Consider the following 11,862-nt stretch of genomic DNA (forward strand, 5'->3'; position numbering starts at 1 on the left):
GCGACGAGAACGGCCACCGCGTAATCGAGGGCCGCCTGTTCGGCATGACCGCCGACCTCGAACGAACCCAGATCCTCTACACCTCGCTCCTGATCCAAAGCACCCACGGCCTCGCCACCACCCCCATCTCGCCCGGCGACGACATCCGCGCGTTACGACGGACCTGGCTCGCCGGTTTCGCAGGCGCCGTCCACAACCGCCTCACCGCCATCGAAACCGCTGCGCGCCACGACGCCCAAGCCGAGGACACCGTTATCGGAGGACCAGCCACCACCCTCGTCCTGGCCAGTTCGGATTTTCCTGTGCCGGAGCTGACCGACGGTGCCGTCAGGCGACCGACGGCCGCCCCGGCATGGTCGACGTCCAACGCGCCGAGTTCCCCACCGTGAGCGATCTTCTGGACGACCGCGCTGAGGTAACCCGCGGCGAACGAGTCGCTGTCCTCGTCCCGCTCCGCCAACCTGGCCCACGCTGCGGCCATCTGCGCATCGGTCGGCCGCACCGCGACCGGGAACGTTGAGGTGCTCACCGGACAACATCCGCAGGTACCTCGGCGCCGGACGAGCTGTCGATGTCCAGGCCCGATATCCGCGTGTCGGTACCCCCGGACGTGCTCCGCTTCCACGGTGCGGGCGGGTGTTCGTCGTGCGCGTGCAGCGTCCCGGAGCCCGTAGGGACTGGTTGACTGTGGGGCACGGCGTGATCCTTTCGAGAGAAGGCGATCGCCGAGAACTCGCCGGGACGTGCCGCGTTCGGGCGAGTTCGTCTTTATGGCCCCTGGTCGATGTCGACCGGGAGGCATGAGCGTAACGCGAACAGGCTATGTACACCTAGCTAGTGGCCAGGTCGACATACACCCAGCTACATGCAGGCCGACGTACACTCACTTAGCGTCACGGCATCATGGCTCGCGACGTTGACCTAGATCGGGATCTTGCCGACATCACCGATCTCGCCGGGATGCTCGGCATCTCGCGGTCGCGCGCGGACACCGTCTCCCGCATGAAGGGCTTCCCAGACCCCGCCTTCACCAGGCCACGCATCCGCCTGTGGTGGCGTGCCGACGTCGAAGCCTGGGCAGACCGCAACCGCCCCGGATGGCGCGGCGACACCTGATCATCCTGGCCGCGGCACCTGCCCGGAACGGGCCTCACTCAATCCGGGTGCAGGACGATCTGATGCGTTCTGCACCGGTGGCACACTGTTCGGGTGACCGACGGGGGCAACGCGGACAGCGCGACCGGTTCTGATCCGGGCTGGGACTTCTTCGTCTCCTACACGGCCGTTGACCGCGACTGGGCGGAGTGGATCTCCTGGCAGCTCGAAGAAGCCGGCTACCGCGTGCTGGTCCAAGCCTGGGACTTCGTCGCCGGATCGAACTGGCAGATCCGCATGCAACAAGGCGTCCAACACTCACGACGCACCATCGCCGTACTCTCCGACGCCTACCTGACTTCGATCTACGGCCAGACCGAATGGCAGGCCGCCCATGCCGCCGACCCCCACGGCTTCGAACGCAAACTCCTCCCGATCCGCATCGAGGACTGCCCACGACCCGGACTCCTCGGCGCCGTCGTGTCCATCGACCTGTTCCCCCACGACGCAGACCAAGCCGGCCCGCACCTCCTCGACCACGTCCGTCATGCGCTCACCGGACGCGCCAAACCCATGACCCCACCTGGCTTCCCCGTACGCCGCCTCACAGCACAAGCCCACGAACCAGCGTTTCCTGCGGACATCTCCCCCGTTCCCCACGACCTCCAAGACCTGCTCGACCCGCAACGCACCACCTTCGGCCCCGACCACCCCGACGCCCTCACCGCCGCCCACAACCTCGGGGTCAGCCTGAACGAGCTTGGTGAGCACGCCGCCGCACGGACCCTGCTCGACGACACCCTCACCCGCCGACGAACCACCCTCGGCCCCGACCACCCCGACACCCTCACCACCGCCAACAGCCTCGGGGTCAGCCTTCATGGGCTTGGGGAGCATGCTGCCGCACGGACCCTGCTCGACGACACCCTCACCCGCCGACGAACCACCCTCGGCCCCGACCACCCCGACACCCTCACCACCGCCGAGTAGCTGCGGTGGACCTCAGATCAGCTCGGTAAACGGCATCCGAGACGACAGCGATCACCCAAATAGCAAGTGCCCGCCTCCGCCCGGACAGGTGTCATTGTGGCTGCTGGAGGCATCGGCGAGCAACGGAACACTCACCTCTTCATTTGTTTCGACGTGCGGGGACGAGCGCAGATCGTAGCCGTAAGCGCCGGAGAAATCGTCGTACTCGGCATCGGACATGCCGAACCGCCGATAGGTGACCAGGTTGGGGACGAGGTCCCATTCCCGGGGGCCGCGGGCGATCGCATCGAAGTCGATGAGCAGCAGTCGGCGGCCCGGAAGGCACATGACGTTGCCGTAATGCATGTCGCAGTGGATCACGCCGTTGCCGAGTTCCGACGTCATGGCGGGCACGTCGGATTCAAGGCGTGCCAAGGGCGCTTCCAGAGGATCGGTGAGTTCCCGGGTGATGCCGTCACGGTGGGCGGCGGCCAGCCGCGGGCGGATCAGCGCGAGCGGGTCCCACTCATCGACCAGGGCCCGTTCCGACGCGGCCAGGTCATGGAAGTGTCGGAGCGGACCACCGAGTTCATGCGGGCTCACCCGACAGTCGCTGTCGACGTCGTACAGGATCCGCAGGCTCACGACGCCGGTCGACATGACCATCGGCTGGTCGATACCGGGAACGGTGGCAGGCTCGGAGACCTCCATCCCCCGTTCTGCGATCGGCCCACGAACGCGATGGTCCGGGCGACGTGCTCCGGCGAGGTTCCCGGGCGGGCGACGCGCACCACGAGACGACGGGGCGGGTAGGCGTACAGCGCGTTCTCGCCGAACCTCAGAAGGTCCAGTTCGGGCGGATCGACCCCCAGACGGGCAAGGGCATCGAACGCCGCCATCCGAGCGTCGGACTCTTTCCATGCCGCGGCGTCGTCACCGGTCCCGCAGGCGACCGGCGAGCAGGAGACGCCGAGGTCTCCAGCGATCGGCGTGCACGCTGCGTGAACAGCGGGCCATGGGCACCCGGTACACGTTCAGGGTCACGGCGATGTTCCCGTCTCGGCGCACTCCGTGACCACCACCCTAGGACCGACGCACCGTCAACGTGGGCGAGTTGTCCCGTTCGAGAGCATCGCGCACCGACCCGCCGAGCACGTCCGGGAGCGCCTGCATCCCCATCGCCAAGCACGTGTTGCAGGTCACATTTTGGCCGATTTGGCGGGAGTGGCGAGCAAGCTTGAATGGCACCGATGAACACCGAAAGCGACCGTCAAGATCGCCTCAAAGTGCGGGGTAAGTACGGGATGACCTTGCTCTAGAGTCAGTCCGGGAGCCGCGAAAAGGGCCATCTACCAGGGGTTTCGGTGGACCTAACGCACCACAATAAGAACCGCCTGATCTTGGTTCAAGGTCCTGAGATCGCTGTCCGACCGGTCTCCACGAGGCCCCTGGCCAGGGGTGATGCCCAGTGAGCACCCAGCCAGCAATCTCGCCCCTCGAATCGAACACACGTTCCGTAGACCTGGCGGGTCCGAACGGAACCGCCCGCATGGTGACCGTGATCGTCGGAACCGTCGTCGGGCTCACCTTCCTCTTCGGCTTGGGCAACGTCGCCACACTCGGCATCCGCCTCGGGGTCCCGACCTACGTCGCGTTCCTCGTGGCACCCGCAGTTGATCTATCCGTCGTCGGGCTCCTTCTGGGCATGCGCTACCTCACCCTGCACGACGGACCCGCAGACGTCATCCGTATAGCGCGACGCCTACTCATCTTCGCGCTGGTTATCTTGAGCTTCACTATTGATCAAGGCTGTGACCTGGGTGTTCGCGTCGAGGACGATGTCGTCGACGCGAACACCCGAGATCGTTTCCTGCTGTTCAGCACGGTCCGATCGTTGTGGGAGAGTTTTCTGGGATGTTCCGGCGTGGTCGGCTGTCCGCGTGTCCGGTGGGTGGTTTTCGCTGGTCGCCGAGGGCGTGGGCGAGTTGGCGGCGTAGCCGCTGGTTGTCGTCGGCGAGTTCCCGGTTCCGTTGCAGGGCTGCTTCCAGCCGGGCGAGCAGCGCGGCCTCGGAGGCGCGCTGGCGGGTGGGGACGGGCGGGGATGGTGTCTGCCTGGTGGCGGCGCGGAGGCGTTCGACCTCGGCGCGCAGGTCGGGCTGGGTGTAGAGCCAGGACCGGGAGACGCCGGCTGCGGCTGCCGCGGACCCGAAGGTGACGGGGGCGCCGGCGCGGTCGAGCTCGCGCAGCGCCTGGGTAGCGCGGGCGCGGGCCTGGTCGTGCCGGCGGCGGGCGGCGGCGGTGATGGGGGCGGTGTTGTCAGGACGCATCGGCGACCGTGTCTTTCTGCCTGCTGTCTTCGGTGAGGGCGGTGATGATTTTCTCGAGGTTTCCGGCGACGCGGCGGTTCATCTCGGCCAGGCGCTGCTGGCCGCGGGCTTCGGCGGCGGATATGATGTGCAGGGTCTGCTGGTGCTGCCGGCGGTGTTCGGGTAGGAATTCCGCGGTGGTGAGGAAAGTCGGGCAGGTCAGGCAGGCGTTCGCGTGCGGGCAGTTTTTCTGTACCGGTAGGCCGCAGTAGCCGTTCGGCAGCGCCTGGGTGGCGCGGGAGATCCGCTGTTTCGCCCAGGCCGCCTCGGCCAGGGGCCCGTCCGGGTCGAGTGTCACTTCCTGACCGTGGGCGTTGACTTTGCGGGCTTTTTCCCAGTGGCGGCGCACGGTGGTGTCGTGTAGCCGGGCGTAGTGGGCGGTCATTTCTGGGGAGGTGTGGTCGAGTATTTTCCGGACGACTTCCTGGGGGACGTCTCGGTTTATCAGTCTGGTTCCGAGGGTGTGGCGCCATTGGTGTGGGGTCAGGTGAGCTGGCTGGTTGTGTTCGTCGCGGATGTCGCAGCGGGTCAGCCAGCGGGCGAGTGCGGTGCGGTAGGTGGAGCTGGCGAGTGGTTTCCGGCCGTCCGGGTTGGCTTTCGTCTTGGGAAACAGCGTCGGGGTGGTGTCGGGCCACCGGTCGGTGACGCGGCGCTGCTGCCGGGTGATCTCGGCTTCGAGTTCTTCGTCGATGGGGACCAGCGCCTCCCGTTTCATCTTGTGGTTGAGATAGCGCAGGTAGGGGGCGCCGTCGGTGTCCCGGACGATGCAGTCGACCGGGAGTTGCAGTGCGTCGCCGATGCGTAGGCCAGTGTGGATGAGGATGAGGGTGACGACGCGGCTGGCCGGGTCGTGCCAGCGGGCGAGGTTGTCGGGGTGTTCGACCTGGGCCATGACGTGTTCGGCCAGGGCACGGGGAAGCAGCTGGGGCGGGGCCGGGTAGTCCTCGGTGAAGAAGACGGCGCTCGCCGGCAGCGAGGTGTCCCAGCGGTGCCGGCGGATGGCCTGGAAGAAGGCGCCCAGGTAGCCGATGGTCGTCCCGTGGGACGACTTCCCGCCCAAGGCCTTGTGCACCTCGGCGAGATAGCGTTCGAGGATCGGCCTGTCCACCTGGGCCAGGGAGTCGATGCCCTTCGCGGCGAGGAACACGGCGAAACGCACCAGGGCCGCCAGCGACTGCCCGGCCGCGTTCTCACTCAGGCCGCCGCCGAGCCGCCAGCGCAGCCACCGCTTCGCGAGCCCGCGCAGCCAGGGCTGGGGTATCCGGTCGAACCGCAGGTGCCGGTGGAACTCGGTGATCCCGAGGTTGTGCAGCCGCCAGACGTCGCGGGGATATTCGACGTCCCAGCCGCTGCCATAGGTGAGCTGTTCGATCTGGCGGTGCCCGAACAGCAGCAGGGCCCGGGCGGAGGTGCCCGAGTTCGGTCCGCGGGGCCCGAACCGGTCCCGCCAGGTCTGCTCCGTGTGGTCGAGCAGGGACGTCGCGCCGCTGCGGGCCAAGAAGTGCACGACGGTCTGGACCAGAGTCGGGGTGGTGCGGATCTGCGCGTCGTCGCGGCGCCGCTGGATGACGTACTGCATCTCCAGCCGCAGCTGGGGGCCGAGCCGGCGCAGATCGATCTGCTCGACGCGCGGTGTCCAGTCGCCGTAATCCCGGGCGAACTGTTCGACGTCGGGTTTCCCGGCCTGGCTCCACCGCGACGCGTGGGTGACACACAACGGGACGCTGCCCTGCGCCCACAGGTCGCAGTAGGTCACCCGGCAGGGCTCGCGTGGCACCGAGGGGTCGACCGACGGCAGCTGGCCCAGCCAGGTCGCAAGCTCCGGGCGGCCGGCCCGTGCGTAGACGTGCTCGTGCGCCGTGCACAGGCCGTAGGCATGACGTCCGTTACGGCAGGTCTCCACCCGGCACGAGGCCAGGGGCGCACGGCCGCGCAGCGCCGGTGCGGTGGTGACGAGGAACGACGTCAGGTCGGGCCTTCCCGCGCGCAGCCATCGCTGGTTGTGGCCGACGCACAATCCTTGGCTGCGACTGGTCCGTTCGCAGCCGGCGACCGTGCAGGGTGGGCCGCCGAAGACCGGGTCGGCCGGGTCGATGGTGAGGACCTCGACCCGGAACTCCGCGCGGACCGCGGCCATCAGCGTGGCCGACAGCCCCGCCCGGCCTGCCGCGGGCGCTCCGCCCGCCGGCCTGGAACCGGCGTGGGGGCGGCTCATCGCACATCGCCTTCGTCGTCGTCGCAGACGGTGGCGGACAGCGTGACCCGGACCCGGTTGCGGTAGGCCGCCGCGTGCAGATGGGTCACCCCTGCGCCGGTGCCGGGCTGGTGCTCGCCGAGCGCCAGCGCGGCCCGCCAGGCATCGAAATCCGCCCGCACCCGCGCCGCCGGCACCAGCCCGCCGACCCGGCCGGACAGCGTCGCCCCGGCCGGCCCCACGGTCCAGGCGAGCGCCGGTAGGCCAGGGTGCTCGGCCAGGATCCGCCCCAACTCGGCGGCGGCACGGCGCTGCCAGCCAGCCTGCTCGGCGTGGATGATCTCGTAGGCGGTCACAGGGCCACCTCGGTCCCGGTGAACCAGCCCGCCGCCGCAAGCGCCCGCCGAGCGTCTTCCACGGTCAGGTGCCCGTAAACCGTCTGCGTGGTGGTGACGCTGGCATGGCCAAGTAAAGTGGACACCACTTCGACAGGCACCCCGTCGCGAAGCAGCCGGGTGGCATAGGTATGCCGGTACCAGTGCGGGTCAAAATCGATCCCGGTGCGTTTCCGCAGCCTTTTCACCAGATCGTAGGCGGCCGGGTAGGACAATGCCTGCCCACGCGGTTCGGCGAACAGGTTGACGAACACATAGTCGGAGTCCAGATCCCCGTACTCGCCATGCAGGTAGTCCGCATAAAGGCGGACCAGGCCGGCGCTCACCGGGACCACCCGCCGCCCCCGGGATTTCGACCGTGCACCGTTATCGTTGTCCCGCGGGACAACGATAACCTCGCAGGCAGCCGCGTCGATATCGTCATGCCGCAGGCCCAGCGCCTCGCCGACCCGTATCCCGGTGTCGTAGAGAACAGCGAACAGGAAACGGTCCCGCAGCCGGGTGCAGGCGTCCAGCACAGCCTGCACCTCGGCCGCCGCCAGGACCCGCGGCAGCTTCTTCGCGGTCTTCAACGCGATCGTGCGCCGCGGCTGCGGCCTGCCTTTGCCGATGTGATGCAGGAACGGCTTCCACCCGCCGCGACGGCCCGGCGGCCCCCACGTCGTCAGCAACTCGCCCAGATCCACGCCATGGCGCACCTGGTAGGCGTAGAACGCGGCCAACGCCGACAGCTTCCGGTTCACCGTCGACGCCGACACCGCCGGCTCCACCGACGGCAGCACCGCCACCCGCCCGTCCCGGCCCGCCGGCGACAGCCGCAACCAGGCCACGAACTCGCCGATGTCCTCCAGCCGCACCTCCCGCCAGTCCAGCCCCCGCCACCCCAGAAAGACCCAGTAGTCCTTCAGATCATGGGCGTAGGCCTTGACCGTGTTCGGAGACCGCTCGATATCGCTGAGATAGGCCAGATACCGCTCGACCGGTTCGACCGGAGCGTCGTCGACACCCAGGACAGTCCACGAATCCACCCGGGAACCGGGCAAGGCCACCCGCTGGACATGCATCCGCTCCTCCTCCACCTCATCCACGTGCTGGACGAGGTGGAGATAACCATGTCCACAAGGCAGATCATCGGGCCTCGAACGCCCGTCCCGGACACCGAAGACAGAGCTACGACAGCTTCAGATAACCAGCCTGGTAACACTGGCATTGAACATCGCGGAACCCTTGATCACTGGCCATTACGGCAAAGCAGCGTTCGACGCCGTCGGACCGCTGCTCCTTATAGGGTGGGCCGAGGTGGGCCCCGGGCTTCTCCACGCTATACAGGCCGCAGCAGCCGGCCATCGCCCGATCGAAGCGCGGGCTGCCGACAGTCAGCCCCCGACGAGAATCACGCGTCGGCGATCGACGCCCGCGTCCGGTGCCCAGCCGAGGCAGAACAGAACCACCTCCGCGGACTCGTTGTCACGCGAGGCCGCCCGCGAGGCACGCCGGCAGGACCTGCTGCATCGAGCCCGTGCCGAGGATGTCCTGCATTGGCAGGAGCTTCAACGTCCGATCTCCGCCGAGACACTCCGCAAACGGCTGGGCGTCGGCACCGGCACCGCCCGCGGTTTGGTGACCCATTTGCGTAGCGAGACTCACACCGCGCTCGACGGACAGGTCGATCCAGCGGCAACGCAGGACTCCGTGACCCGAGTCCGCGCTGACCAGCCTGACCAGGCGCAGTGATAGTCAGTCTGCTGAGCCGGCGATGATGCGACATCGAGCGCGCTGCGCGACCCGTCCCGTGCTCGGTCGCCGGGCTGATGCCGGGCCGGATCTCGATGGCACGGCGGTCCGCGCGAACAGGAGCGACAGCCATGGGAGGTGCGGCGAGATAGGCGGGGGGCTTCTGCACCCGCTCTGGCTTTGCCCGATGGGACAGGGGTGGTGCCAGACTCAGATCATGACGACCATGCCGCCGAGCGATCCGATGCCGCCGCGTGAGACCGCAGAGGCGGCGGCACGGGAACTGGAGCGGACATGCGAGGCGGTCGCCAGCACGGTGACAACGGCGGGTATCCAGCCCCCTTTCCCGATCGAGCCAACGGACCCCGCAGGTAATCCGCGGCCGATCTGCTCCTGTCGCCAGTCGAACTCGCTGCCGGTCGATCTTGTGGGCTCGCATCCTCCGATCGGACCTGGATCTGGCAGAAGGTTCCCGGGCCACACCGACCTGGCCAGTGCGGGGGCGACAGGACTGTTGCGTTCCCGAGGTGAAAGCTCGATCGGAGGTGCACGGTGGTGATCCGCTGGGGGATCGCGGGGACGGGCGGGTTCGCGAGTTCGGTCGCTGCCACGCTGGAGTGGATGTCCGAGGCGGAGCTGGTCGCGATCGCGTCGTCCCATCACGACGAACTGCGGATACTGGGCGACCTACACGGGGTGCCGTCTGCGCGCCGATACAGCTCCTACGAGGCGCTGGCCGCGGATGACGAGGTCGACCTGATCTATGTGGCCACGCCCGCGTCTCATCACTTCGAGCACACGGTGTTGTTCCTGACCGCGGGACGCGGTGTCGTGTGCGAGACGCCGTTCGGGCTGAACGAAGCCCAGGCAGCCGCGATGGTGGCCGCGGCGCGGGCCGAGGGCCGGTTTCTCATGGAGACCTCGGCCCGGAACCTGCCCGTCTACGTCCGTCTTCGGGAAGTCATGGCGTCGGACGCCATCGGCGAGGTCGTAGCGTTTTCCAGCGACTACGGGTACGCGGTGCGCGACCGTGATGACCCGTGGCTCGACCCGGCCCGCGGCGGGGGCGCGCTCCTCCGCCAGGGCGTGTATCCCCTTTCGCTGGCCAGCATGCTGCTGGGCACACCGGAGCGCGTGACCGCGCTGGGAGCGATCGGCGACACCGGGATCGATGAGCACGTCGCCGTCCTGACCAGCCACAGCGGCGGCGCGACCGCGGCGGTCACGGCCTCGCTACGCACGCACCTCACCCGCACCGCCCGTATCAGCGGCACCCGCGGATCGATCACAGTGCCTGGGCTGATCACCGCGCCGACCACGCTGGTCGTCCAGGGCGGGGACCGGTACGGCCGACTGGACCTGCCGTTCGACCGGGAGGGCGGCAGGTCCGTCCCTGGCGCCGGGTTCCATCATCAGGTACGTCACGTCCACCGGCGTCTTCGCGACGGTCATCTCGACAGTGACATCATGCCACTCGACGAATCACAGTCGATCATGCGGACGTTGGATACCGTCCGCGCTCAGATCGGCGCCCGCCCTACCTGACCAACCTGCCGTGACACGCGAGCTTCTCGACGCTGTGCTCGCGACGGCACCCCATGGATGCGGGCGTGGTCACCTGACTGCGCCGCGCCCGCCGGGTCGTAGGGCCGTGTGGATCAGCGGGTAAGAGGGCCTTGGGCGCCGTCGCAGCTCCATCCCGTCATGATCGTGGGCGACATCATCCGGCTGTCGCGGGCGGGATGTCGCCGCCGGCTGGGACCTCGCGTGGACCTGGGTTCGTCGCGAAGCGCTGAGCGGTCCGGGCCCCGGGGCCAAACGATCGCCAGGGGTGCAAGGAGACGGCCGACGGTTCGCGTCGAATACGGCTTTGGGCCCGTTCGCGTCGGGGGCGGTGCCAGACTTGGGTTCATGACGACGGTGCCGCCGGATGATCCGGTGTCGCGGCTGCGCGCGGCGGCGGGGGCGCGGGAGCTGGAGCGGGTGTGCGAGGAGGTCGCCGCCGACCTGGTGGCCGCCGGTGTCGAGCCGTCGTTCCGGATCGAGTCGGTCGACTGGGCCGGCGACGCGACCCTGATCTGCGCCGACCGGTACTGGCGCCGTCGGTTGTTGGCCGAACCGACCGTCGAGGTCGCGGCCCACTGTGCCCGCTGGCTGGTCGATCACGCCGACCCGGCGGTCCGTCCGGAGATCATCGAGAAGTGGGCTCTCGGGTACGGGTTCATCACGCGGGACACGGTCGAGCCGGCGGCGGAGGTCACCACAGCCACGGGCAGAGTTCTTCAGTACAGTGCCGGCTCGGCTGAGGCGGCGTATTTCACCGCCCTATATCACGCGGCGAAGCTACGCGCCGACTTCTGGTTCGAGGATCTGGACCGGTTCGTGGCGTCCTCGATGCTGGCGGTGGCCGCCGGCCCCTACCGGGACGGTCCGCTGTTCACGGCGCTGCGCGCGTTCGCCGCCTGCGGTATGAGGAACACCGCGCGGGGGACGGCGCTGGTGGAGGCCGCGTGGGCGGCCGAGCCGCGCAGCCGGGAAGTCACCGACATCTGTCTGCACGCGATCGACGTCGCCGCGCCGTTCGACGGTCAGAGCGAGCTGCTGCGCCGCTACGCGGAGGAGGCCGTGGCCACGAGTCCGCGGGCGCATCTGTGGTGGTATCGGCGGGCCCGCGGTGAGCGTCGGTGCGGCGATTTCGACGCCGCGCTGGTCTCGATCGAGACGGCGCTGGGCTGCCTGCCCGCGCAGGGGGCCCGCACCGCGCATGAGCATCTCCAGGAGCGCTATCTGGGTGAACGTGACCAGATCGTGACCATGATGGCGGCGAGGGGACCCTGGACGGCGCCTGACCAGCGCCCAGCACCGCGGTGGGTGCTCCCGCTGCTCGCGGCGCCGGTCATCGTCGCGCTGATGGTGGCCCTCACCGTGGGCCTGACGACCACGTCTGCCCTGGGCGACGCGATCGGCCGGATGGCCCTGCTCGCCACCAGCCTGCTCATCTCCGCTTGCATCATCGCAGCGGTCCTACATGCCGCGCGGCGCTCCATACCCTGATCACGTAGCACGAGCACGTGAGCAGTTTGGAAAGCGGACTTGCGAGATGGTCGCG

Annotated in this window: 10 protein-coding genes and 2 pseudogenes; 7 read left to right on the forward strand and 5 right to left on the reverse strand. The window is 68.6% G+C overall.

The features are described from left to right. Positions 1 to 44: 44 nt before the first annotated feature. The 3 genes from ACG83_RS29905 (at position 45) to ACG83_RS29915 (ending at position 2,085) form a co-directional block, all read left to right on the forward strand. The gene (locus tag ACG83_RS29905; RefSeq protein ID WP_083473673.1) at positions 45 to 389 is read left to right on the forward strand and encodes a hypothetical protein; all 345 of its coding nucleotides are present in this window, start codon (positions 45 to 47) and stop codon (positions 387 to 389) included. A 514-nt stretch (positions 390 to 903) separates the two neighbouring features. After that, positions 904 to 1,116: a hypothetical protein gene (locus ACG83_RS29910; RefSeq protein WP_054569560.1), complete on the forward strand. Its 213-nt coding sequence runs from the start codon at positions 904 to 906 to the stop codon at positions 1,114 to 1,116. Positions 1,117 to 1,209: 93 nt separating this feature from the next. Beyond that, positions 1,210 to 2,085 (forward strand): toll/interleukin-1 receptor domain-containing protein, encoded by an 876-nt coding sequence (locus tag ACG83_RS29915; RefSeq protein ID WP_054569561.1) that lies wholly within the window; start codon positions 1,210 to 1,212, stop codon positions 2,083 to 2,085. Positions 2,086 to 2,136: 51 nt separating this feature from the next. Here the strand turns inward: ACG83_RS29915 and ACG83_RS29920 are convergent, their stop codons facing one another. Continuing rightward, positions 2,137 to 2,775, reverse strand: coding sequence for a phosphotransferase family protein (locus tag ACG83_RS29920; protein ID WP_054569562.1), 639 nt, complete (start codon positions 2,773 to 2,775; stop codon positions 2,137 to 2,139). 757 nt (positions 2,776 to 3,532) lie between these two features. On the opposite strand from ACG83_RS29920, the pseudogene ACG83_RS47090 reads away from it, so the two are divergent. Continuing rightward, positions 3,533 to 3,850, forward strand: a pseudogene (locus ACG83_RS47090) (hypothetical protein); the annotation flags it as partial. 91 nt (positions 3,851 to 3,941) lie between these two features. Here the strand turns inward: ACG83_RS47090 and ACG83_RS29925 are convergent. Genes ACG83_RS29925 through ACG83_RS29940 form a run of 4 tightly spaced genes read right to left on the reverse strand, consistent with a single transcriptional unit; the run spans position 3,942 to position 8,083 of the window. Further along, on the reverse strand, positions 3,942 to 4,391 hold the full coding sequence (locus tag ACG83_RS29925; RefSeq protein ID WP_023841883.1) for a DUF6262 family protein: 450 nt from the start codon (positions 4,389 to 4,391) through the stop codon (positions 3,942 to 3,944). Then, on the reverse strand, positions 4,381 to 6,645 hold the full coding sequence (locus ACG83_RS29930; protein ID WP_051623938.1) for a site-specific integrase: 2,265 nt from the start codon (positions 6,643 to 6,645) through the stop codon (positions 4,381 to 4,383). Before ACG83_RS29930 ends, ACG83_RS29925 begins: the two co-directional genes overlap by 11 nt. After that, a complete protein-coding gene (locus ACG83_RS29935) occupies positions 6,642 to 6,980 on the reverse strand; it encodes a hypothetical protein (RefSeq protein ID WP_043591750.1) in 339 nt (112 codons plus the stop codon). Before ACG83_RS29935 ends, ACG83_RS29930 begins: the two co-directional genes overlap by 4 nt. Continuing rightward, on the reverse strand, positions 6,977 to 8,083 hold the full coding sequence (locus ACG83_RS29940; protein ID WP_054565389.1) for a site-specific integrase: 1,107 nt from the start codon (positions 8,081 to 8,083) through the stop codon (positions 6,977 to 6,979). Before ACG83_RS29940 ends, ACG83_RS29935 begins: the two co-directional genes overlap by 4 nt. A gap of 115 nt (positions 8,084 to 8,198) precedes the next feature. Between ACG83_RS29940 and ACG83_RS48110 the strand changes: the two are divergent. The 3 genes and pseudogenes from ACG83_RS48110 to ACG83_RS29955 all read left to right on the forward strand — a co-directional run. Further along, positions 8,199 to 8,753 (forward strand): annotated as a pseudogene (locus tag ACG83_RS48110) (hypothetical protein); the annotation flags it as partial. A gap of 555 nt (positions 8,754 to 9,308) precedes the next feature. Then, positions 9,309 to 10,298 carry a Gfo/Idh/MocA family protein gene (locus ACG83_RS29950; RefSeq protein WP_235498274.1) on the forward strand — a complete coding sequence of 330 codons (990 nt, stop codon included), beginning with the start codon at positions 9,309 to 9,311 and terminating at the stop codon, positions 10,296 to 10,298. 366 nt (positions 10,299 to 10,664) lie between these two features. Next, entirely contained in the window at positions 10,665 to 11,807 is a 1,143-nt protein-coding gene (locus ACG83_RS29955; protein ID WP_054569564.1) for a hypothetical protein, read from the forward strand. Positions 11,808 to 11,862: the final 55 nt, after the last annotated feature.

Source organism: Frankia sp. R43, assembly GCF_001306465.1.
In the GTDB taxonomy this organism is placed as follows: Bacteria; Actinomycetota; Actinomycetes; order Frankiales; family Frankiaceae; genus Parafrankia; species Parafrankia irregularis.

What these genes read in the sequence shown, in the direction of transcription:
- ACG83_RS29905 (WP_083473673.1), top strand. Translation starts at nt 45, where the DNA reads ATGACCGCCGACCTCGAACGAACCCAGATCCTCTACACCTCGCTCCTG.
- ACG83_RS29910 (WP_054569560.1), top strand. Translation starts at nt 904, where the DNA reads ATGGCTCGCGACGTTGACCTAGATCGGGATCTTGCCGACATCACCGAT.
- ACG83_RS29955 (WP_054569564.1), top strand. Translation starts at nt 10,665, where the DNA reads ATGACGACGGTGCCGCCGGATGATCCGGTGTCGCGGCTGCGCGCGGCG.
- ACG83_RS29940 (WP_054565389.1), bottom strand. Translation starts at nt 8,083, where the DNA reads ATGCATGTCCAGCGGGTGGCCTTGCCCGGTTCCCGGGTGGATTCGTGG.
- ACG83_RS29920 (WP_054569562.1), bottom strand. Translation starts at nt 2,775, where the DNA reads ATGGAGGTCTCCGAGCCTGCCACCGTTCCCGGTATCGACCAGCCGATG.
- ACG83_RS29930 (WP_051623938.1), bottom strand. Translation starts at nt 6,645, where the DNA reads ATGAGCCGCCCCCACGCCGGTTCCAGGCCGGCGGGCGGAGCGCCCGCG.
- ACG83_RS29925 (WP_023841883.1), bottom strand. Translation starts at nt 4,391, where the DNA reads ATGCGTCCTGACAACACCGCCCCCATCACCGCCGCCGCCCGCCGCCGG.